The organism is Synechococcus sp. R55.8, assembly GCF_047461895.1.
Taxonomy (GTDB): Bacteria; Cyanobacteriota; Cyanobacteriia; order Thermostichales; family Thermostichaceae; genus Thermostichus.
This window is the reverse complement of sequence record NZ_JANSIB010000018.1, coordinates 1-21841: the sequence shown is the minus strand read 5'-3', so window position 1 is coordinate 21841 and position 21841 is coordinate 1. Positions and strand designations below refer to the sequence as shown.

Annotated in this window: 16 protein-coding genes; 11 read left to right on the top strand and 5 right to left on the bottom strand. The window is 58.6% G+C overall.

Going from position 1 to position 21841, the window contains the following annotated elements; translation table 11 throughout:
- The first annotated feature begins 34 nt into the window (after positions 1 to 34).
- The 4 genes from NW829_RS03275 (at position 35) to NW829_RS03260 (ending at position 3872) form a co-directional block, all read left to right on the top strand.
- The gene (locus tag NW829_RS03275) at positions 35 to 925 is read left to right on the top strand and encodes a prephenate/arogenate dehydrogenase (RefSeq protein WP_414416430.1); all 891 of its coding nucleotides are present in this window, start codon (positions 35 to 37) and stop codon (positions 923 to 925) included.
- 68 nt (positions 926 to 993) lie between these two features.
- Positions 994 to 1743, top strand: coding sequence for a cytochrome c biogenesis protein CcdA (locus NW829_RS03270; protein ID WP_414416429.1), 750 nt, complete (start codon positions 994 to 996; stop codon positions 1741 to 1743).
- Between the two features lie 111 nt (positions 1744 to 1854).
- Positions 1855 to 3264, top strand: coding sequence for a cytochrome c biogenesis protein (locus NW829_RS03265; protein ID WP_414416428.1), 1410 nt, complete (start codon positions 1855 to 1857; stop codon positions 3262 to 3264).
- A gap of 347 nt (positions 3265 to 3611) precedes the next feature.
- A complete protein-coding gene (locus NW829_RS03260; RefSeq protein WP_414416427.1) occupies positions 3612 to 3872 on the top strand; it encodes a ferredoxin-thioredoxin reductase variable chain in 261 nt (86 codons plus the stop codon).
- On the opposite strand, the gene NW829_RS03255 is transcribed toward NW829_RS03260, so the two are convergent.
- On the bottom strand, positions 3869 to 4342 hold the full coding sequence (locus NW829_RS03255) for a hypothetical protein (RefSeq protein WP_011432275.1): 474 nt from the start codon (positions 4340 to 4342) through the stop codon (positions 3869 to 3871). The two genes, NW829_RS03260 and NW829_RS03255, sit on opposite strands and share 4 nt — an antisense overlap.
- A 260-nt stretch (positions 4343 to 4602) precedes the next feature.
- On the opposite strand from NW829_RS03255, the gene ftsH reads away from it, so the two are divergent.
- Positions 4603 to 6519 (top strand): ATP-dependent zinc metalloprotease FtsH, encoded by a 1917-nt coding sequence (ftsH, locus tag NW829_RS03250; RefSeq protein ID WP_414349995.1) that lies wholly within the window; start codon positions 4603 to 4605, stop codon positions 6517 to 6519.
- 103 nt (positions 6520 to 6622) lie between these two features.
- Here the strand turns inward: ftsH and glgP are convergent, their stop codons facing one another.
- From glgP to NW829_RS03235, 3 genes are all read right to left on the bottom strand, one after another.
- Positions 6623 to 8824, bottom strand: a complete 2202-nt coding sequence (glgP, locus tag NW829_RS03245; RefSeq protein ID WP_414416426.1) for an alpha-glucan family phosphorylase — start codon at positions 8822 to 8824, stop codon at positions 6623 to 6625.
- A gap of 461 nt (positions 8825 to 9285) precedes the next feature.
- Positions 9286 to 10470, bottom strand: a complete 1185-nt coding sequence (locus NW829_RS03240; protein ID WP_414416425.1) for a SpoIID/LytB domain-containing protein — start codon at positions 10468 to 10470, stop codon at positions 9286 to 9288.
- A 246-nt stretch (positions 10471 to 10716) separates the two neighbouring features.
- Positions 10717 to 11241: a nucleoside deaminase gene (locus NW829_RS03235; protein WP_414416435.1), complete on the bottom strand. Its 525-nt coding sequence runs from the start codon at positions 11239 to 11241 to the stop codon at positions 10717 to 10719.
- 192 nt (positions 11242 to 11433) lie between these two features.
- Here NW829_RS03235 and NW829_RS03230 point away from each other — a divergent pair, with 192 nt between their 5' ends.
- Both NW829_RS03230 and NW829_RS03225 read left to right on the top strand, forming a co-directional pair.
- Entirely contained in the window at positions 11434 to 12675 is a 1242-nt protein-coding gene (locus NW829_RS03230) for an HhoA/HhoB/HtrA family serine endopeptidase (RefSeq protein ID WP_414416424.1), read from the top strand.
- Between the two features lie 68 nt (positions 12676 to 12743).
- Positions 12744 to 14348 (top strand): serine/threonine-protein kinase, encoded by a 1605-nt coding sequence (locus NW829_RS03225; RefSeq protein WP_414416423.1) that lies wholly within the window; start codon positions 12744 to 12746, stop codon positions 14346 to 14348.
- 54 nt (positions 14349 to 14402) lie between these two features.
- Here NW829_RS03225 and NW829_RS03220 read toward each other — a convergent pair whose 3' ends face one another.
- Positions 14403 to 15755: an FAD/NAD(P)-binding oxidoreductase gene (locus NW829_RS03220; protein WP_414416422.1), complete on the bottom strand. Its 1353-nt coding sequence runs from the start codon at positions 15753 to 15755 to the stop codon at positions 14403 to 14405.
- Between the two features lie 373 nt (positions 15756 to 16128).
- Here NW829_RS03220 and NW829_RS03215 point away from each other — a divergent pair, with 373 nt between their 5' ends.
- The 4 genes from NW829_RS03215 to NW829_RS03200 all read left to right on the top strand — a co-directional run bounded on the left by NW829_RS03215 (position 16129) and on the right by NW829_RS03200 (position 21832).
- Positions 16129 to 18894 carry a cation-transporting P-type ATPase gene (locus NW829_RS03215; RefSeq protein ID WP_414416421.1) on the top strand — a complete coding sequence of 922 codons (2766 nt, stop codon included), beginning with the start codon at positions 16129 to 16131 and terminating at the stop codon, positions 18892 to 18894.
- Between the two features lie 565 nt (positions 18895 to 19459).
- Positions 19460 to 19912, top strand: a complete 453-nt coding sequence (locus tag NW829_RS03210) for an AbrB family transcriptional regulator (RefSeq protein ID WP_414343799.1) — start codon at positions 19460 to 19462, stop codon at positions 19910 to 19912.
- Between the two features lie 134 nt (positions 19913 to 20046).
- Complete coding sequence (locus NW829_RS03205) at positions 20047 to 21450, top strand: 1-acyl-sn-glycerol-3-phosphate acyltransferase (RefSeq protein ID WP_414416420.1); 1404 nt, start codon at positions 20047 to 20049, stop codon at positions 21448 to 21450.
- Positions 21451 to 21628: 178 nt separating this feature from the next.
- Entirely contained in the window at positions 21629 to 21832 is a 204-nt protein-coding gene (locus NW829_RS03200) for a hypothetical protein (RefSeq protein WP_041436260.1), read from the top strand.
- Positions 21833 to 21841: the final 9 nt, after the last annotated feature.

Genomic DNA, 21841 nt, shown 5'->3' with positions numbered 1-21841 from the left:
CCAAAAAGGAGTTTCACTGGCTTACTGAGATACTATGCGCATTGCCATTGTCGGGTTGGGGTTGATTGGCGGATCCCTGGCCCTCAAACTGACCGAAAAGGGATATCCCGTCTGGGGGATAAGCCGCAACCCGGCCACCTGCAAACAGGCTCTGGAATGGGGTGCTGTTCAAGGCTGTGGAACCGAGTTGGCCCAGTTGGCCCGCTTTGACCCTCAAAGGGTGCTGATCTGTACCCCTCTGGAGCAGGTGTTGACCACGCTAGCCGCCCTGGTGCCTTATTTGTCGGCAGAAACCGTGGTGAGCGATGTCGGCTCGGTTAAGCAGCCCATCGTCGCTCCGGCAACCGAATTGTGGCCCTGGTTTGTGGGGGGGCACCCCATGGCCGGCAAAAGCCTGCAAGGGATCCAAGCGGCAGAAGCCGACTTGTTTCGGGGGCGGCCCTACGTGCTCACTCCCATCGCCGAGACCCAACCTCAGGCTCTCGATGCGGTGAAAGAACTGATTGCTGCTGTTGGCGCAGAAGCTGTCCTCACGGATCCCGCACGCCATGACCGAGCGGTGGCCTGGATCAGCCATTTGCCAGTTATGGTCAGCGCCAGTTTGATCGCAGCGGTTAGCCAAGAAGGGGATCCCGCGATTCTGGAATTGGCCCGCACTTTGGCCAGCAGCGGATTCCGCGATACCAGCCGTGTTGGCGGAGGGATCCCGCAATTGGGTTTGGAAATGGCCCGCCACAACCGACAGGCGCTGCTGACTGCCCTGAGCAGCTACCAAGCTCAGCTGCGACAGATAGAGCAGTTGATCGCTGGCGAAAAGTGGGACGAATTGCTCCGGGTGCTGCAACGAACTCAACAGGAATGGCAGCAGTTCCCCGTCAACCATCCTCGCGAAATTCTCCACAACCTGGGCGGTGGGAATGGATAGCAAAGATATCTTGAACGGGCTCGGGGATCCTTCATGCTACCTTGGGCTTATGTTGACAGATTGAGCTTATGTTGAATGCGGCTCAGCTCTGGCTTTACCAACTGGAACAATGGGCAACTGAGCTGGTGCAGTTTCAACTGCAGCACCTTTCTCCCGTTAGTCTGTTGGTGGTGGGTCTGGCGGGCTTGCTCACCAGTCTTTCCCCCTGCACGTTGTCTATGCTGCCGGTGACCATCGCCTACATCGGCGGCTACACCCCCGCTTCTGAGGAAACGGCTGGGGAAGGGCGGCGGCAAGTTTGGGCTCAATCTTTGGGTTTTGCGGCTGGCGTGGCTTTTACCCTGACCCTGCTGGGTTTGTCGGCAGCTTTGCTGGGTCGCGTTTACGGACAAACCGGATCCTTCGGGCCTGTTGTGGTGGGGGGAATTGCTATTTTGATGGGGCTGAACTTGTTGGAGGTGATCCCCCTGCGTTTTCCCGATTGGTTTAACCGCCTCGAGATTCCCGGAGAATGGCCCAGGCTGGGTCGGGCAGTGTTGCTGGGGTTAACTTTTGGCCTGGTGGCCTCTCCCTGCAGTACGCCGGTTTTGGTGGCTTTGCTGGCCTGGGTTTCCACCACAGGGCAACCCTGGGTAGGAGGCGGGCTGCTGCTGGCTTACGGGCTGGGATTGGCCTTTCCTCTGCTCCTGGCGGGGGTGTTTACCGGGTTGGTGAAGCAACTGTTGGCCCTGCGGCGCTGGTCGGGCTGGCTCACTTATGCCAGTGGGGTGGTGTTGGTGGGGTTCGGCAGCGTAACGATCCTGTCGGCCTGGGTCTAAGGGATCCCTGCTGCTGCAGGCTAAGATGGGGCTACACCTACAGCACCCTGTTGGGGACTGCACCTTGCCTGGCAAGAGCAGCGGTCTGAATCTTAAGCCGACAAACTTCTCATGGTCATATACTCTCTCCCGCTTGCCCGCTGGGCTTCCTCGCTGCGGCGGTATTTTCGACATGAGCTGCTGCCGCTGCTGGCGGATCTGCGCCTGGCCATCGGCCTTTTGTTGGCGATTGCGGTCTTGAGCGCCACCGGCACGGTAATTGAGCAAGAGGAAACAGCGGCTTTTTATCAAGCCCACTATCCGGAGCATCCGGCCCTGTTTGGCTTTCTCACGTGGCGGGTGATCCTGAACTTGGGATTGGATCACGTCTACCGCACCCCTTGGTTTCTGGCTATTTTAATCCTGTTCGGCAGCAGCCTTATCGCCTGTTCCTTTACGCGCCAGTGGCCAATGCTCAAGGTGGCTCGCCGTTGGAGCTATCTCACCCGTCCGCAGTCTTTTCAGCGCCTGCCCTTTTGGACTTATCTGCCCCAACAATCCTTACAAGGGCTGCCGGAGCGGTTGCGTCGACAGGGCTATCTGGTGTTTCAGGAGGGCCATCACCTCTACGCCCGCAAAGGGTTGATCGGCAGGATCGGCCCCATCTTGGTGCATGTCAGCATGCTGCTGATCTTGCTGGGGGCGATTTGGGGCAGCATTAGCGGCTTCAAGGCCCAAGAACTCATTCCCAGCGGCGGCGTGGCTTCTATTCAACACTTGACCGGAGCAGGGGATCTGGCTCGCGCTCACTTGCCTACCTGGCAAATTCGGGCCAATCGCTTCTGGATTGACTACGCTGCCGATGGCCGTGTCAAGCAGTTTTATTCCGACCTCTCGATCTTGGATCAGGGTCAGGAGGTCAAACGTCAGACCATTTCCGTCAACCATCCTCTCTCCTACCGGGGTGTGACCCTCTACCAAGCCGATTGGAGCATCGACAGCATCCGCATCCGCGTCAACAACAGCCCCACTTTTCAAATCCCGGTGGTGCCGGTGCGTACCGAGGCAGGCAACAAACTCTGGGGCGCTTTTGTGCCCACCCAGCCGGACATGAGCCAGGGACTCACGCTGCTGCTGCCGGATTTGCAGGGGACAGCCCTGCTCTACGACACTGAAGGGCAATGGATGGGATCCCTGCGCCAAGGCATGAGCTTGGCCCTCGACGAAATCGCTCCCCAACGCTTCCCCAACCCGCTCACTCTGCATCTGGATGAGGTGATCGGCGCTACCGGACTGCAAATTAAATCCGATCCGGGGATCCCTGCGGTGTATCTCGGATTTGGCCTGTTGATGGTGGGGGTGGTGATGAGCTACTTCAGCTACAGCCAAATCTGGGCTTTGCAAACGGAGACGGGGCTCTACTTGGGGGGCAAAACCAACCGGGCCTTGGTCACCTTCGAGCGAGAATTCGACCGCTTGGTGGAGCAACAAAAGGTCGCCTTCTCTCTTTCCCAGATCCTGGCGGAAGCTGAGATTGGATAGGTGCTGCCTTTTCCTCCGAAACTGAGCTCTATCTCCTGCCCAATAGGGATCCCATGAGGTTGAAAGCCCTCATTTGATTTTCCTTGCCACACCCTAAAGTTCTCTGGAAGGATGTATACAATGCAGGGATCCAGTGGCCGGTCAGGGGGATCCCTTGGGTCGGGCTCATGGCTTGAGTTTGAGGGGATGTTCTCGGGTCATCCAAAGTGAGAGGGAACTTGAGAAAAATGCAAACTACTGTTTCAGTTTCCACACACTTCTCCACATCCGGAAAGCTTGCTTAGAGATTGAGTTAGAGTGTTTCCAGTCGGTTCCTGCAGTATGCTGCCTTTTCAGGAGGGCAAGACATGAAAGTTGGAGATCGGGTGCGGGTGCGTACCAGCGTGATTGTCTATCACCACCCGGAACATCGCAATCAACCTTTTGACCTCAAAGGTATGGAAGGGGAACTGAAGGCCGTGCTTCGAGATTGGAATGGCCGCCCGATCAGCGCCAATTTTCCCTTTCAGGTGCAGTTTGGCAACAAGTTCCGTGCTCATCTCCAGGCTGATGAGCTGGAGGTGGTGGAGTCGGCTGGTTCTGGAGAGTCTGCTGAGACGGCTGCCTAGTTGAGGCCCAACAGCGTGCGGTTGGTTTCCAGAATCGGCCTGATCAACTTGGTTTCTTCGGGGGTGAGGTAATTGGCTATCACTTCTTGCAGGAAGCGATAGGTGGCCTCGCAACTGCGTTGGGTGCGGAAGGCCCGCATTAAGGTCTGGAACCAGTAGAGAAATCGATCTTTGTAGCGTTGCTCATCGTCCAGGAGCATGGCCAAAGCCGAGAGGCGCAAAACCCGCACGGTGTCAGCCTTCCACTTGTTGCTGAAGTCTTCCACCCCTCGCATGAGCAAGTAGGGATCCAGCGCGCGCATTTTCATCTCCACATCCCGGATGATCTGGGCCTCCGCCGCCTGGATCTTGCGATAGGCGCTCAGGCGTAGGTCAAAGGAGGCTAGGTAGGTCTCCATGAACTGCAGCTCCTCATCCCTGAGATACCGTCCGTCGGCAGCGATGCTCAGTTCGCGCAGTTGAGTCAGCATAGGGATCCCTGGGCAAGCTGGAATGAGAGTGGAAAAAACACCACCTATCCTGGCTGACGGCACAGCCTTGGTCTCTCAATCCTATCCCCAAACTCCTGGCCAGAAGAGGGGGATTGCAGGGATCCCCGGCAACCCTCTCAGTCAGGTTAATATTAATTAACAGTCTGTTGCTGCAAGAACCCACCCGACCCCAGATTGTTACCCACAAGTCGCCATCTGCGAGTTCGATTCAAAAACACCCTTTGGGAGGAAACACTTCCGTGAGTCAGAAAGGTAAAAACAAGAAATGGAGAAGCGCGGGGTTATATGCGCTACTGGCCATCGTCTTGATCTCTTTAGCCACCACCTTCTTGGGTACCCGCCCGGCTGAGCGTTTGGAGATCAGCTACTCCGACCTGATCAGCCGCGTCGAACGGGGCGAGGTCAGCAAAGTTTTGGTGGAGACGGCCCCGGATGGTCGCCAAGTTGCCATTGCCGAGGCAGAAATCAACAACCGCGCCACCCAAGTGCAGGTGAATCTGCCCCCCCTTACCCCTGAGTTTGAGAACACCCTGGTTGCCAACGGGGTGGAGCTGGCGGTACGCCCTGTTCAAGAGGAGGGGCTACTTGGGCGCATTCTCAGCACCTTCTTCCTGCCGGTTTTGCTCTTGCTGGGGCTCTTTTTCCTGCTGCGGCGGGCTCAAAATGGCCCAGGCAGCCAAGCTCTCAACTTCGGCAAATCCAGGGCGCGGGTGCAAATGGAGCCGAAAACCCAAATTACCTTCAACGATGTGGCCGGCATCGATCAGGCCAAGCTGGAGCTGGCAGAGGTGGTGGATTTCCTGAAAAACTCAGAGCGCTTCACCGCTTTGGGAGCCAAGATTCCCCGCGGGGTGCTGCTGGTGGGCCCGCCCGGCACAGGTAAGACCCTGTTGGCCCGCGCCGTAGCCGGAGAGGCGGGTGTGCCCTTTTTCTCCATCTCTGGCTCTGAGTTTGTGGAGATGTTTGTCGGGGTCGGCGCTTCTCGCGTGCGGGATCTGTTCGAGCAGGCCAAGCAAAATGCTCCCTGTATCGTCTTCATCGACGAAATTGATGCGGTCGGTCGCCAGCGGGGAGCTGGCTTGGGGGGTGGCAACGACGAACGGGAGCAGACTCTGAACCAGCTGCTCACCGAGATGGACGGTTTTGAGGGCAACTCCGGCATCATCGTCATTGCGGCCACCAACCGACCGGATGTGCTGGATGCGGCGCTGCTGCGGCCTGGCCGGTTCGATCGCCAAGTTACGGTGGATCGCCCCGATTTTCAGGGCCGGCTAGAAATCCTCAAGGTGCACGCCCGCGGTAAAACTCTGTCTGCGGATGTGGATCTGGAGAAATTGGCCCGCCGTACCCCTGGGTTTACCGGCGCCGACTTGGCCAACCTCCTGAACGAAGCAGCCATTCTGGCAGCCCGCCGCAACCTCACCGAGATCTCCATGGACGAGATCAACGACGCGGTGGATCGGGTGTTGGCCGGTCCGGAGAAGAAGGATCGGCTGATGAGCGAACGGCGCAAGGAGTTGGTGGCCTACCACGAGGCGGGCCATGCCCTGGTGGGATCCCTCTTGCCCAACTACGATCCCATCCAAAAAGTGACGATCATCCCCCGGGGACAAGCAGGTGGCCTCACCTGGTTCATGCCCAGCGATGACGACATGGGACTCACCACCCGTGCCCATCTGAAGAACATGATGACCGTTGCCTTGGGTGGGCGCGTGGCCGAAGAAGTGGTCTACGGAGAGTCGGAGATCACCACGGGGGCAGCCAGCGACCTGCAGCAGGTGGCCCGCATCGCCCGCAACATGGTGACCCGCTTCGGTATGAGCGATCGCCTGGGAAATGTAGCCCTAGGTCGCCAGTACACCAACATTTTCCTGGGCCGGGAAATCGCCGCAGAACGGGATTTCTCGGAGGAAACAGCAGCCCTCATCGACGAAGAGGTGCGGCGGCTGGTGAACGAGGCCTACCAACGGGCCACCTACTTGATTCGGGAAAACCGTGCCCTCTTGGATCGGATCGCCCGTCGTTTGGTGGAGGCCGAAACCATCGATGGGGAAGAGCTGCAGGCCATCATCGACAACTCTGAGGTGGTGATGCTGCCCCCCGAAGAGGAGCCAGAGCCGCTGACGCTTCCTATGGCCGTCAACGCCAGCGCCTAGTCTCTTGTCCCCAAGCTCAAACTTGGGATCCCTGCTTTTCCTCTTGAGGAGAGAGGGATCCCAATGTTTTGTATGATTTGCGCTGGGAGAGGGGGAGTCCACCCTAGCCGGCAACAGCCGAACCCAACAAAGTCCGGCTCGCCTCTGCTTCCAGGGGCTGAGGCTCGTAGATTTTCAGCACGTACTCGGCTACCATGCGGTCGGTGTTGAAAACGGGGTTGAGTGTGCGGATCGCCTCCTTCATGCGGGCAATCCAACGACGTGGGATCCCTTTCTCATCCCGGTCGTAGAACATGGGGATCACCTCATACTCCAACAAGTCGTAGAGGGAGTTGGCGTCCAAGTCGTCTTGGGCAGCGGGATCCAGACCTTCGATTTCTTGGCCAATAGCCCAGCCATTGCGACCGTTGTAACCTTCGGGCCACCAGCCATCCAGCACCGACAAATTCAATCCCCCGCTGAAGCCCACCTTTTGTCCTGAGGTGCCGGAGGCCTCCAGAGGGCGTCGCGGGTTGTTCAGCCACACATCGACCCCCTGCACCAAATTGCGAGCGACATAGGCATCGTAATTTTCGATGAAGGCGACCCGGTTGGCCACCTCAGGCCGGTTGGACCATTCCACCACCCGCTGGATCAGGCGCTTGCCCCCTTCATCCCGGGGATGGGCCTTGCCGGCGAAGATAATCTGTACAGGGTACTCTTTGTTGGTGAAGATGCGGGTAATTCGCTCCAGATTTCGCAGGATCAAATCTCCTCGCTTGTAGGTGCTGAAGCGACGGGCAAACCCAATCGTCAAGACCTTGGGATCCAGCAACTGGTTGACCGCTTGGATGCGCTCATTGCTTTCGCCGCGATTGCGCCGGGCCCGCAACACCCGGTGACGGGTAAAAGACACCAGCCGCTCCCGCAGAGCCTCTTTGCGCCGCCACAGTTCTTCATCTGGGATCTCTTCCACCTTGGCCCACAGTTCCGGGTCTGACACCCGCTCCGGCCAATCGGGGCCCAAGTACTGGTCGTAGAGGTTCCAGAAGAGAGGGGAAACCCAGGTACGGGCGTGAACCCCATTGGTAATGGAGCTGATGGGCACCTCATCCACCGATCGCTCAGGGTAGAGCACATGCCACATTTCGCGAGAAACCCGTCCGTGGAGCTTGCTTACGCCATTGGCTGCCCGCGCGTACCGCAAAGCCAGCACCGTCATGTTAAAGCGCTCCCAGGGATCCCCGGTGCGCCGAGCTCCCAAAGCTAAAAATTGTTCCCGCGTCAGGCCCAGTTGTGGCCAGAAAGAGGCAAAAAAGGCATCCATTTCATTGGGGCTAAAGGCATCGTGGCCAGCCGGCACCGGTGTATGGGTGGTAAACACGCATTTTTCCCGCACCTTGGCCTCCGCCGTCTCGAAGGGGGTGCCCCGCGCCACCTCCTCCCGCAGCAACTCCAGCGTTAGGAAAGCAGCGTGCCCTTCATTCATGTGATAGACCATGGGATCCAAACCCAACTGGCGCAGCAGACGCACCCCACCGATACCCAGGATGCACTCTTGGGCGATGCGGGTATCGGTGCTGCCCCCGTAGAGGTGGGCGGTAATCCAGCGGTCAATGGGGTCGTTCTCCGGCAGGTCGGTGTCCAGCAGAAAAAGAGGTACCCGGCCCACGTCCGCCCGCCAGGCCCGCGCCTTCACCAACCGCTGCCGCATCGCCACTTCCACCAACAGAGGGCTGCCATCCGGCTGGCGCACCAGAGTCAACGGCAGAGACTCAAACTCAGAGTCTTCGTAAAGCTCCCCCTGCCAGCCATTGTTGTCCAGGCGCTGTTGGAAGTAGCCCTGACGGTAGAGCAACCCGATGGCCACCAGGGGCACTCCCAAATCCGAGGCCGACTTGAGGTGATCGGCAGCCAACATACCCAGCCCGCCAGAGTAGGTGGGCAAAGACTCGTGCAAGCCGTATTCGGCACAGAAATAGGCAATAGGACGCTGCCAGTCGTAGGTTTTCATGGTGCGCTTGGCCCAGGTATCCTCAGCCGCCATGTACTGCCGATAGGACTGCACCATCCGGTTCAACGTGTTGAGGTAGTTCACATCGGTGGCCAAGGCTGCCAACCGCAAGTAGGAAACCTCCTCCAGCATGCGCACCGGGTTGTGGGAGGTTTTTTCCCACAGGGCGGGATCCATTTCCCGGAAAATGGTGAGGTGATCCGGGTTCCAAGTCCACCAATAGTTACGGGCGATCTCGCACAGGGGCGTGAGCGCTTCCGGCAGCACCGGACAACGTTCGGGAAAAGCAGGAGCTAAGGTGGCAATGGACATAGGACAGATACCTGGGGTTAAAGTTATGGGCTCGAAAAAGAAGAGGTAGAGGTCGATGCTGGTAAACGTATCTCAATTATTATTGAGCCGATCCTGAGGATCCCGAGAGGGGAATTCAAGATCTCTACAAAATCTTCAGGGGACGTAACCCAAATTTTCCAGGGCTTCTCCCGATCTTGCCACGGCAGCGCGGAGCCTTCAAAAGCAGCGTTCACAGGCAGCCCAGCTTTCGATTCCGGCAGAAGCTGCCCGTCTAGAAGCTGCCCGTCTATCGTAAGAGATGGTGCAACATTAGAGTTAACTCAAAGTTAACAAAATCTACAGAACCCCAACGAACCCTTGGGAAACCCCTCCAGATCTGTATAGAATGCTCAGAATGCTGCTTTCCATAAGCTCTTAAAAACTGCAGCTACTTTTGCTACCAATCGATTATTTTGTTGGCTTCTCCTTGAAGTTGAGCCTTAACGTCCTTCCACCACTGCCAAGGTGGTGTTGCGGTAGTAGTGGCTGAGGATCTGTTGGTAGGAGTAGTTCTGGCTGGCCATCCCAGCCGCTCCCCACTGGCTCATGCCGACGCCATGTCCGTAGCCGCGCCCCTGAATCTCAAAGAAAGCCGGGAATGTCCCTGCCACAGGAGCCAGGCTGGCCGTAGTGGTGGCCTCCCCGCGCGGGCTAATGGCAATCTTTGTGCTGCGCAACCCAAGAGCCCGACGAAAATCGCCGGCATTGAGATCTTTGATCCCTTGGGATCCCGTCAAGCGCACCGTGATTGCCCGTCCCCACGGGGAGCTGCGCAGTACCTCCACAGAACGAATGGCACCGATCCCGGCAGCCAATTGCTGAATCTGCTGGGCAGGAACGGTGGCCGTCCAGCTAAACACCGGTGAGTGCTGATCGAAATCGGGCACCCCCTGTAAGTAGGGCCGCGACTCTAACCAGACATTGCCTGCATCATCCGTATGTCCCCCCGCAGAGGAGTGGAAAACCGCATTGATCAACTGCCCCTGGTAGATGAGAACCTGCCCGGCGGTCTCACGGGCAGCCGCTTGGGTACGGCTGGATTCGGCAGCCACTCCCTTGTAAACCTGCCAATCAATCCCGTTTCCTAAGTCAAAAGGCTGCTGGGAACGGCGACTGCGGTGGTAGAGGGCATAGGTGCGGGAGGCCACGGCTTGGGCTTTGAGAGCCTCCATGGGAAAACGGTGTCCCATCTCGCTGCCCACTACGCTGGAAACGTAGTCTTCCAAGCCAACTTGGTTGATGGCAATCACCCCACGCTCGCCGGGGATCAACTCCACCAAGCCACGGTACCAATTCTGGTCGATAAACACTAACCCATCGGAGGTGGTGGGCTGTAGGTAAAGACGTTCTCCCTGTTGGCCGGCCAAACTGACTGCTGAACCCGAACGGCTGGCCTGCAGCGGTTGCATGGCCTGCACCTCTGCCAGCGGCTGTCCCTGGGCATTCAACAGGCGGGCTCCGGTAGAGCTGCCGACGGTGACCTGGGACTTGTTGACGGCAATACCTACCCGCAGCAGCACCCGTGCCTGCACCGGAAAGGTCAAGCACAGCCAAGCCCAAACCAGAAGGGCAATACTCCTAAGCCAAGCTGATGGGAGAGGAGAAAAGGAGAGGGCAATAGTCACACACCAATCCTCTGTGAAAGACTACCCGCCGCTGGGCATAGCCAGCGAGGGATCCCGGACAAGTCGGGTTCTCAGAATCTGGACATAACCAACCTCAACACCTCAGGCAGCCACCGCCCCTCGGACAGCCTTTTTTGGGGCTGGTGCAGGACGCGAGTGAGGACCAGCCGAACCCGATATGACAGTATCAAAAACCTCTGGCGGATGCACGACCCCAGCCCGTTCTTTTTGCCCCCAATTTCTTCCTCAGGTTGTGCGCGGGATCCCGCGGCGGCGGCAAAACCACTGCTGCAATAGGCGTCGACACTCGACCTCGCAAACTCCGCCGATGATCTCCGGGCAATGGAAGCTGGCAGCAGAAGCTGGCAAATTGAGCACGCTGCGCAGTGCTCCGGCCTTGGGATCGTCTGCACCGTAAACCACCTGAGCCAGCCGCGATTGGCTGATTGCCCCCGCACACATGGGGCAGGGCTCCAGGGTCACATACAGCCGACAGCCCTGCAGCTGCCAATCGCCCAAGCGCTGCCCTGCCTGCCGTAGGGCCAGAATCTCCGCATGGGCCGTGGGATCCCGATCCCGTTCCCGCCGGTTGCTGCTCAAAGCCAGCAACTTTTCCCCTGGCCCGACCACCAGAGCGGCCACCGGCACCTCTCCAGCTTCTCCTGCTTGCTTAGCTTCTCGCAAGGCCAACTGCATCCAGGCGCGGTGGCGCTGCCACGGATCCCGCCCTTGTGGCTCGGAGGAATGGAGCTCGCTCGGATCCCCGATCATTTTGGGCGTTTCGAGCACTGCCTCTGTCCGCAAGATTTGCTAGGGTAAGCACACATACCCCGAACATCCAAAAGTAAAGAGTAGGAATAGATAGAATAGACCAGGAGTGAACTGGGTCTTGATGGCGTAAGTCGGGGGAGCGGGTTCACGCCTTTTGAGTCTTGGCGATACGGCTTAGCTTTGGGAGGGAGCATGGCGCGGATTCTACGGCACACACTTTTGGCGATGGCTCTGTTTGGTGGAGGCGTCGCAGGTGGGGTCTGGCTATCGTCTCGAGCGGGGCAGGAGTGGTTACAGCAAACTCCCCTGGTCACTTGGACGCGACGGGCCGGTGAGGGAGTGGGATCCCTTTTGCCCTGGTCTGAGCCCCGCCCTGAGGCTGCGAATTCTGCTCCTCCCGCCGATGCTGTCCGGCCTTCCAATTTTATTGCTGCAGTCGCCCAAAAGGTCGGCCCAGCGGTGGTGCGCATCGATGCCACCCGCACTGTGTCGAGGGGGGTCAACCCAGAACTGTTCAACCAGCCCCTGTTTCGCCGCTTCTTTGGAAATCAGATACCGCAGTTGCCGCAGGAGTTTCAGCAGGAGGGCACCGGATCGGGCTTTATCATCGACGCCAGTGGCCTGATCCTCACCAACGCCCATGTGGTGGAAGGCAGCGAGCGGGTCAGGGTTCATCTGCTGGATGGGCGCACCTTTGAAGGAGAGGTGAAGGGCTCAGATCCGGTTACCGATATCGCAGTGATCAAAATTGAGGGGGAGAATCTGCCCACGGTTACCCTGGGTAACTCTGACTTGGTGCGACCAGGGGATTGGGCTATTGCCATTGGCAACCCGCTGGGCCTGGACAATACCGTGACTGCCGGGATCATCAGTGCTGTTGGGCGCTCCTCCGGGCAAATTGGGGCTGTCAACAAGCGGGTGACTTTCCTGCAAACGGATGCGGCCATCAACCCCGGCAACTCGGGCGGCCCGTTGCTGGATGCGGAAGGCCGCGTGATTGGGGTGAATACGGCCATCTTCCAGCGAGCTCAGAGCGTCGGCTTTTCCATCCCCATCAACCGCGCCATGGAAATTGCCGAGCAATTGATCCGGAATGGTCGGGTAGAGCACGCTTTCTTGGGCATTCGCATGATCACCCTCAACCCCGACATTGTGGCCCGCCTCAACCGCGACCCCGCTCGCCCCACCACGCTGACGGTGGAAGAAGGGGTTTTGATCGGGCAGGTGATTCCGGGATCCCCGGCTGAGGAGATTGGCTTGCGGGAGGGGGATGTGATCATCGAGGTCGATGGGCAGGCCATCCGCGATGCCGAGCAGGTGCAGCAGTTGGTGGAAGCCGCCGGGGTGGGCAATACACTGACGCTGCGGGTCATCCGCGATGGACAGGCGCGCACCTTCCAGGTGAAAACTGGAGTGCTGCCCTCGGACTTCTAGGGGGCCTCCATAGGCCAGCAACTCTCTGATCCCTGTGACAGAATGGCAGTAGGGGCAGGGATCCAGATATGGCTTGGGCAGTTGGTGAACAATTGCAAGGGGGACGCTACCGCATCGAGGCCGTTTTGGGGGAGGGGGGCTTCGGCATCACCTACCGGGCCTGGGATAGCGTTCGCGCCGACCAGGTGGTTATCAAAGTTTTGAACGACAGCCTTCGTGAGGATCCCGACTATCCCCGCTTCCAGCAGAACTTCATGAACGAGGCGCTGCAACTGGCCCGCTGCCACCATCCCCATGTGGTGAAGGTGGAAGAAGTGATCTGGGAGCAGGAGCGCTGGTGTATTGTGATGGAGTACATCCGCGGCCAGACTCTGCACCAGCTTCTGCGGCAAAAAGGGCCGTTGCCCCTGCCGGAAGCCCTGCGCCTGACGCGGGAGGTGGGATCTGCCCTGATGGCCTTGCACGAACAGGGGATCCTGCATCGGGATGTGAAGCCATCCAACATCATGGTGCGGGAGGGATCCCAGCAGGCGGTGTTGATCGACTTCGGCCTGGCCCGCGGCTACACCCAAGGTCTGATCCAACGCCACACCTCCTACGGCACCGATGGCTATGCTCCTCTAGAGCAATACGACAGCTTGCGCCGCCGCGGCGCCTTCACCGATGTCTACGCCTTGGCAGCAACCCTCTACACGGCGCTGACGGGGATGGTGCCTATGTGTGCGCCAGTGCGGGCCACAGGCCGCCAGTTGGATACCCCTCGCAGCCTTAACCCCAACATTCCCGAGGTTGTGGAGGCTGCCATTCTCAAAGGGATGGCTCTCCACCCAGAAGAGCGCCCGCAAACCATGGCCGAATGGTTGGCACTGTTGCCGGCAGAAGCCTCTCAAGAAGAGAGAAAGCGGGTTGCTTTTGAGCCAGCCATCCACACCCAAGAGCTGAGGGAGCTGGAGCAGATCTTGGCCCAGCCTCCAGAACCCCAAGACGAGCTGGAACAGCTCCTGTCCCGGCACTCGGCGGAAGAGCTAGAGCAACTGGTGGCACCTCCCACCCCTGCCACTGCCAAAAAAGCTGGAAGAGAAGAGGGATCCGGATCCCTGATTTTTCCTGATGTCTGTCCAGAGGAGAGAGGGAAGGGGGGATCCCTGCCCGGAACTCTCTCTTGGCCAGAGTGGGTGGGGGAAGCAGCCCCTGCCTTGCAAGGTCTGTGGGATCGGCTGCGAGCGGGGCAGTGGGGGGAGGCGGATCGCTGGACGACAGCCCTGATGCTGAAGCTTGCTGGGCGCTCGCAAGTGGGCTTTTTTGATCCCAAGGATGTTCAGGCCTTCCCCTGCCCCATGCTGCGGCTGATTGACCAACTGTGGGTGCGGGCCAGCCATGGGCGCTTTGGCTTTACCGTCCAGAAGCAACTTTGGCAGGAGTGTGACCCGGAGGGAAGAGGAGGGATCCGTTCGGGCTCCTTCTCAGCCTTGCCCCACGAAGACTGCATGGGGGAAAGAGTCGGCTGGCAGGTGCAGGGCCGCTGGCTGGGGTATGGGGAGCTCACAACCCGTCTGGCAGCGCCCAAGGGTCATCTGCCAGTGGGCTTTTTTTGGGGCTACTCAGGTGGCCTACGTGCGGCGCTGCTGATGCTGGATCGGGCGGTATTGAAAAAGTTCAAAGCTTGCCTGTAAAAAACTCCCCCCTCCCAAAGGGAGAGGGGCTGGGGAGTGAGGGGATAGAAAGCCCTAGTAGCGGTGCACCAGCTTGTTGATGGGCTTGAAGATGTCTGCCTCAAACTTTTTGCCCTTGAGCATGCGGTTCCAATAGAGCCAGGGTAATAGATGCACCTTGGCTAGGTACATGGAGTAGCGCTCCCGCGTTGGATCCAGCGGGAAGGAGGGGGCTAGCTTTGCATTGTAGGCAAACTCGGCCATGATCAGGGAGTTGTAGCCCGTAATCAAGGGGCAGCAGGTGTAGCCGTCGTAGCGGGCCACTAGCGGCTTCGACTGCATGGCGGCCAAGAGGTTTTCCGCCAGTACCGGCGCTTGCTTGCGGGCGGCAGCCGCCGTTTTGGACGTTGGCAGAGAAGAGGCATCTCCCAAGGAAAACACGTTGGGGTAGCGGGTGTGCTGCAGCGTTGCCTTATCCACATCCACCCATCCTCCCGGCCCGGCCAGGGGGCTGCGCTTGACAAAGTCCGGAGCGCTCATGGGCGGAGCCACGTGGATCATGTCGTAGTGCAGGCTCACCTCTTCTTTGCCATTGTCGGTGGTGACCTCAAAGATGGCTTCTCGGGTTTCTGGCCGAATGGCTTTGAGGTTGTGCTTGAATTTCACCTGGATCCCTCGCCGCTCTACCACCTTCTCCAGGGCAGCGCTGTACTCCGGCACGGCAAAGAGAGTGGGAGTGGCTGTGCAGAAGAGAACCTTGGTGTTGACGCCAACGCCGCTTTTGCTCTTGAAAACGTCGTCGGCTAGGTACATGATTTTTTGAGGGGCGCCGCCGCACTTGATTGGGGTAGCCGGGTACGTGAAGATGGCTGTTCCTCCCTTGAAGTTGCGGATGGTCTCCCAAGTGTAGGGGGCGTAGTCCTTGGAGTAGTTGCTGGTTACTCCTCCTTTGCCCAGCGCCTCCGGCAAGCCCTCGATCAAGTGCCAGTCGATTTGGATCCCGGGGGCCATTATGAGGTAGTCGTACTGAATAACCTGGCCGGTCTCGGTGATGACGCGGTTGTGATCTGGATCCAGCTCTGCCACTCGCGCTTGAATCCAGGTGGCTCCCTTGGGGATCACAGTCCTTTCGTCCCGGATAAACTTGGCCAGGGGGGCAATACCTCCCCCTACCAATGTCCAGCCGGGCTGGTAGTAGTGCTTGTCGGAGGGCTCGACAATCGCGATATCAAGATTGCGCTTGCGCTCCAGCAACTGGGCCGCTGCGCTGATGCCAGCAGCCCCTCCTCCCACTACAACAATTTGATGGTGAATGACAGGCTGTGAAGTTCTGGAGACGGATCCCTCGACGCCAGGGCGCCCGTTCGTTTGGGTGGAGGCGGGTGGGGATTGGGTTTTGAGTTCCATTGGCTTAGTAGTCGTTGACACAGCAGTTTCCTCAAACAGAACTGAACTTGAGCTCAAGAAGCTGTTTAGTTTAATGCGGAAGAACCTGTTAAATGACAGCCAACAACCCCGAACTGGCAATCCGTAGAAGACTCTGCAGATTGCCAGCCTTCAGGAGCTGCAGCTGGGAAACAAGCGTAATCATAACACCCGATAAGAATATAGCCATTTTTTCAAGCTGTCGAGAATTTGAGGCAAATCTTAGCCTAGGACTTAGGCTTTGTTGACGCTGGGGGGAACAGCGGCACTTCTGGGGGGTAGGCGGCGTCGGCTAGGCTGTGGACTGTACGAGGGATTTGCCGTTGAATTCACGGCTGGCTTTCAAGTTCTGTTGCGATTCAACTAGAGACCTGCGATGGCAAAATCCGTCTCCCCTGACTCATTGCCGGCAGCTCCCTGGCACGCCCTGCCCGAAGAGGATGTTGCCCGCCAAATTGTTGCAGTGGATCTGCCTCTGGCGGCGCTTCTGGAACGGGGTCTGTCTCAAGCTGAGGTGATCCAGCGGCAGAAGCAATATGGCCCCAACGAACTCAAAGCCAAGACAGCTACCCCGGCTTGGGTGAAGTTTCTGCAGCAGTTTAACCAATCCTTGCTCTACATCTTGATGGTTGCCGGGGCGGTCAAGGCGTTCTTGGGATCCTGGCGCAATGCCATCGTGATCTGGGCGGTGGTGGTGATCAACGCCCTCATCGGCTACATCCAAGAGTCCAAAGCGGAGGAAGCGATCGCCGCCCTGGCTCGGTCGGTGGTGACGGAGGTTACTGTCATCCGGGAGGGGCAAAAACTGCGGGTGCCCTCGCGGGAGCTGGTGCCGGGGGATGTGGTGCTGCTGAGTTCGGGAGATAAGGTGCCCGCCGACCTGCGCTTGCTGAGCGTGCGCAACTTGCAGGTGGATGAATCGGCCCTGACAGGGGAGTCGGTGCCGGTGGAAAAACGGCTGGGATCCCTGCCAGAGGAGACTTCTCTTGCGGACCGCCAGAACATGGCCTACGCCGGCAGCTTCGTCACCTTCGGCCAAGGGGCAGGAGTGGTGGTGGCCATCGGCAACCAAACCCAGACGGGCCGCATTTCTGAGCTGATCGAGGAAAGGGGATCCCTGCAAACCCCCCTGACTCGCAAGTTCGAGGAATTCAGCCTCATGCTGCTCAGGATCATCCTCAGCTTGGCCGGGCTCACCTTTTTGGTGGGATTGGCTCAGGGACAGGGGGCGGCCAGTGTCTTTGAGGCGGCAGTGGCGCTGGCGGTGAGTGCTATCCCCGAAGGCTTGCCGGCGGTAGTCACTGTAACCTTGGCGATTGGGGTTTCCCGCATGGCAAAACGCCACGCCATTATCCGCAAGCTGCCGGCGGTGGAGACCCTGGGCAGCGCTACGGTAATTTGCTCTGACAAAACCGGCACCCTCACGGAAAACCAGATGACGGTGCAGGCCATCTACGCCGGATCCCAGCTCTACCGGGTTACCGGCAGCGGCTACAGCCCCCAGGGCCAGATCCTGTTCCAGGCGGCTGATTCCCCCATCGAAATCCATCAATTGCCTGCTCTTGAGGCTTGCCTCGTAGCTGGCTGCCTCTGCAACGACACCCGCCTCCAACCCAAGGACAAGGGCCAGTGGGAAGTTGTAGGGGATCCCACCGAAGCTGCCCTCATTGTGGCGGGCCAAAAGGCGGGTTTGGATATGGACGATCTGCAGCGCCGCCGCCCTCGCCTGGACAGCATTCCCTTTGAATCTGAGTTTCAGTACATGGCCACCTTGCACCGCCTGGGGCCAGAAGAGCACTGCATCTATGTCAAGGGATCGGTGGAAGCCCTGCTGCCCCGCTGCCGCAGCCAGATGGGATCCCAGGGGGAGATCCAGCCTCTGGAAGAGGAGCGGATTCGCCAGCAGGTGGAGGCCTTGGCACGGCAGGGGCTGCGAGTTCTGGCCTTTGCCCAAAAAACCGTCCCCAGCAGCCAAACTCGGGTGGATCACCCAGATCTGCAGGAGGGTTTAATCTTCCTCGGTTTGCAAGGAATGATCGACCCGCCGCGGCCAGAGGCCATTGCGGCAGTGCATTCCTGCCAAACGGCTGGGATCCAGGTGAAGATGATCACCGGCGACCACGTGCTCACGGCTCAAGCCATTGCCGAGCAGATGGGCCTGGGGGGTGGAAAACCTGTGCAAGCCTACAGCGGTCGAGATCTGGAGCAGCTCAGCCCGGAGGAATTTGTGGAAGCTGCCAATCGGGGATCCGTCTTCGCACGGGTGGTGCCAGAGCAAAAGCTGCGCCTGGTGGAAGCTCTGCAAGCGCGGGGGCAGATCGTGGCCATGACCGGCGATGGCGTCAACGACGCTCCGGCCCTAAAGCAAGCAGATGTGGGGATTGCCATGGGGCGAGGCGGCACCGAAGTGGCCAAAGCTGCTGCCGACATGATCCTGACCGATGACAACTTCGCCTCCATTGAGGCAGCCGTTGAGGAGGGGCGCACGGTTTACAACAACCTGCTCAAAGCCATTGCCTTCATCCTGCCGGTGAACGGGGGGGAATCGATGACGATTCTCCTCAGCGTGCTGCTCAACCGCGAGCTCCCCATTCTGGCCATTCAAGTGCTGTGGCTCAACATGATCAACTCCATCACCATGACGGTGCCTCTTGCCTTTGAGCCGAGCACAGGCCGAGAGATGACTCGCCCACCGCGGGATCCGGAGGCCAACTTGCTCTCTCCTAGGCTGCTGCAGCGCATCCTGCTGGTGTCCGTGTTCAACTGGATCTTGATCTTCGGGGTTTTTGAATACATCGAACAAACCACCGGCAGCATTGACCTGGCCCGCACCATGGCCATCCAAGCGTTGGTGATCGGGCGAATTTTCTATTTGCTCAGCCTCAGCCAAGCCATTCCTACCCTGCTGGGCCGTGGACGTGCCAGCCAATTGGAGCACCATGAGCGCCTCATGGACACAGCGGCCATTGCCATCGGCATTGGGGCGGCCATCCTGCTGCAGATCCTCTTCAGCCAGTGGAGCCTGTTCAACATTATCTTCGACACAGCACCCCTGTCTTGGGAGCAATGGGGCTTTTGTTTGCTGGTGAGCTTGCCACTCATCGTTGTCTCAGCGGCAGCCAATCGAGTGGATCCTGAATGAATAACTTGCTTTGGGCAACTCGCGCTCACTGCGCTCCCATCTGAAGAAGTGCCGAAGAGGGGATCCCTCAGCCATTACTCAGATGTAGCCGGCCTCTGCCAAGAGATAAAAATGCCTGCTGGCCTAGGTCTGATGGCATCCAGCTTCACACCGCTCTGGCTGTCTTTTCGACCGATTTGCGCAAGGCAATCACCATCTCAGCGGCGGTTTTTTGGAAAGTCGAGCCTGTTTTCTGGCTGTGATCAGAGTTTGGGGCAGCCGACGAGTGGGGATGAGGCTGTAGAAAGCGGTGAGTCGGATCTACACCGCGGTACTACCCCCAAGGCGATCTTTTGTCAGCTCCATCCACAAAAGCCCCAGCACTCTTCAGGGCTTGAGTTCTTTTTGCCCCCATCACCTTTTGGCAAGGGCAGGAACACCTCTTGAGGGAGACGAGGTTTTTCCTTCGGAGCTGCTGGCTCAAGGAACAAGAGAAAAACCTGTCTTCAAAAAAGTCTCAGACTTTCGGTTGCAGGAGTACATCACAAGGGTATGATCTTAAGAGAAGGATGTAGGACATTAAAAAATGTCAGATATACCACCACAACCTTTAACCGGGAAGGCTCTGCTCCAGAAGGTCGAAGCGTTGGGGCATCTTCCACGCCGAGAAACGGCAAAGCGATGTGGCTATGTAACCATGACCAAGACCAACAAGCCTCGCGTCAACTTGAATGAGTTCTATGACGCGGTGCTGGCGGCAAAAGGTCTGAGTCTCAGCCCAAGTTCCAGCCGGGACAAGCGCGGTCGTGAGCCAACCTTTCGGGTCAGCGTTCACAAAAATGGGCAGTTGATCATTGGGTCGGCCTACACCGAAAAAATGAATCTCAAGCCTGGGGATGAGTTTGAGATTCAGCTGGGTTACAAACACATTCACCTCAAGCAAGTGCTAAACGGCCAGGGGGTGGAGGAGTCAACCCCAAGCAAAGAAGCTTCCCCCAAAGCGACTCGCGGTCGCCGAAAAAAAACTGCTGGGGCTTGAACCTCTCCTGGGGTTGAGGAGAAGGGATCCAGTTGACGAACTGTCACTGCGCAGCTTTCTTCCCGCTTTGCCCTCTTTAAGATGGGATCCAAAGCCTAGGTTCACCCTCTTTCTGACCCTAGATAAGGATCCCTATGCAACAGAAGGTTCAGCCACCCCTCAAGTTTTTGCCGCCGCGATTGACGCCTTGGGTCGTTCATTTCGCTCAAGCAGGCTTGCCCCTTTGGTTGCGATGGACCAAAGGGATCCCTCGCGTTGAAGTGGAGGGGGGAGAGCGTTTGGCTCAGCTTTATCAGCAGTTTGAGGCGGGCAAGATTCGCCTGTTGGTGGCGTTTCGACACCCGACCCTCGATGATCCCCCCTGCTTGATGTACTTGTTCGCCCATCTCCTGCCGCAGGTGGCCCAACGCCAGGGGATCCGCTTTCGGGGCCGACCCCACGTTTTGTTTGTTTATGACCGCGGCCTACCTCTGTGGCTGGGATCCGTTGCCCGTTGGGGCTTGCCGCGCTTGGGCGGGATCCCGATTTTGCGAGGCCGTCTGGATCGGGCAGGGCTAAAAAGTTCTCGTGAGCAGTTTGTATCGGGCCGATATCCGCTGGCGGTAGCTCCAGAAGGAACGATCAACGGTATGAGCAGTCTTCTCAACCCGTTGGAGCCGGGGGTAGCCCAGATGAGCTTTTGGGCGGTGGAGGATCTGCACAAGGCGGGACGGCCAGAGCAGGTGCTGATCTTGCCGGTGGGCCTTCGCTATTCCTACCTGAGGGATCCCAGTGCCGCTCTGAATAGATTGCTCAGCCGCATGGAGGCCGATTGCAAGCTGCCACCCCCGCGCTCAACCCATGCCAGTCAGGCCTTTTTGCTGGCCCGTATCCTTCGCTTGGGAGAACACCTGCTCCAGGTCATGCAGACCTTCTATGAGCGCTTCTATGCCCCTGCTCTTCCTGCTGCAGATAGAGCCCAAGTTAAAGAGGGGGATCTGTTGGCGCGTCTTCAAAGCTTATCGGATCTGGCCCTGCGCGTGGCCGAGCAGCATTTCGGCCTAGAGCCTCAAGGAGACTTCATCGAGCGGCGGCACCGCATCGAACAGGCGGGCTGGGCCTGGATCTACCGCGAAGATATTGCCGATATTGCTGGTCTCTCGGCTTTGGAAAGGGGGCTGGCCAATCGAGTGGCTGCTGAGGCCAGTTTTCACCTCTGGCACATGCGCTTGGCGGAAACCTTGATGGTGTTTGCGGTGCGCCCTGTACCTGAGCAGCCCAGTTTGAGTCTGGATGAGTTGGCGGAAACCGCCCTGCGCCTCTGGAGTCTGCTGGCTTGGATCAAAGGAGAAAATCCCGTCGGAACTGCTCCCCCCCGCTTGGGACCCCGCCTGGCCCGTTTCAGCATTGGGGATCCCCTCTCGGTTTCCGAACGCTGGCCCGCCTACCAGGCCAACCGCCGACAAGCCGTACAAGCCCTCACCCAAGATTTACAAGCAGAAATGGAGCGGCTTATCAAAGGGATCCCGTGCTCCCCTGCGGTCCTCCCTGCTGTCTGACATGCCTAGTCGGCTCAGGGGCAAAAAGTGTAACAATTCCTGAGACATCTTGTGAGATATTTCGTGAAAGTAAGACGAACTTTTGCATTATCTGACAAGCAGGTGAAGGAAAGGGGAAGTTTCTGGCTCTTGGGGTAGAAAGGGGGCAGAAAGGAAGTGAGGCTCGTTGGCTTGGTCTATGTCTGATGAGCTGCTCCGCGCCATTCGCAGACGCGACCTGGAGGCCGCCACTTCAGCCGTGCAGCATTTGCGTTCTCGCCATTTAAGTGAAGCTGTGATCACCTCGATGGTGATGGTGGCCGTGGAGCGGTTGGCATGGGATGAAGGCGACCGGGCCGCCGCCAGTTGGTTACTGCGTCGCTGCTCCAGACGACGGCGCTGAAGGGATCCC

Excerpts from the sequence above, each read along its gene's own strand:
- NW829_RS03275 (WP_414416430.1), top strand. The coding sequence starts at position 35 with ATGCGCATTGCCATTGTCGGGTTGGGGTTGATTGGCGGATCCCTGGCC.
- NW829_RS03270 (WP_414416429.1), top strand. The coding sequence starts at position 994 with ATGTTGAATGCGGCTCAGCTCTGGCTTTACCAACTGGAACAATGGGCA.
- NW829_RS03265 (WP_414416428.1), top strand. The coding sequence starts at position 1,855 with ATGGTCATATACTCTCTCCCGCTTGCCCGCTGGGCTTCCTCGCTGCGG.
- NW829_RS03260 (WP_414416427.1), top strand. The coding sequence starts at position 3,612 with ATGAAAGTTGGAGATCGGGTGCGGGTGCGTACCAGCGTGATTGTCTAT.
- NW829_RS03255 (WP_011432275.1), bottom strand. The coding sequence starts at position 4,342 with ATGCTGACTCAACTGCGCGAACTGAGCATCGCTGCCGACGGACGGTAT.
- glgP (WP_414416426.1), bottom strand. The coding sequence starts at position 8,824 with ATGTCCATTGCCACCTTAGCTCCTGCTTTTCCCGAACGTTGTCCGGTG.
- NW829_RS03235 (WP_414416435.1), bottom strand. The coding sequence starts at position 11,241 with ATGATCGGGGATCCGAGCGAGCTCCATTCCTCCGAGCCACAAGGGCGG.
- NW829_RS03230 (WP_414416424.1), top strand. The coding sequence starts at position 11,434 with ATGGCGCGGATTCTACGGCACACACTTTTGGCGATGGCTCTGTTTGGT.
- NW829_RS03225 (WP_414416423.1), top strand. The coding sequence starts at position 12,744 with ATGGCTTGGGCAGTTGGTGAACAATTGCAAGGGGGACGCTACCGCATC.
- NW829_RS03215 (WP_414416421.1), top strand. The coding sequence starts at position 16,129 with ATGGCAAAATCCGTCTCCCCTGACTCATTGCCGGCAGCTCCCTGGCAC.
- NW829_RS03210 (WP_414343799.1), top strand. The coding sequence starts at position 19,460 with ATGTCAGATATACCACCACAACCTTTAACCGGGAAGGCTCTGCTCCAG.
- NW829_RS03205 (WP_414416420.1), top strand. The coding sequence starts at position 20,047 with ATGCAACAGAAGGTTCAGCCACCCCTCAAGTTTTTGCCGCCGCGATTG.
- NW829_RS03200 (WP_041436260.1), top strand. The coding sequence starts at position 21,629 with ATGTCTGATGAGCTGCTCCGCGCCATTCGCAGACGCGACCTGGAGGCC.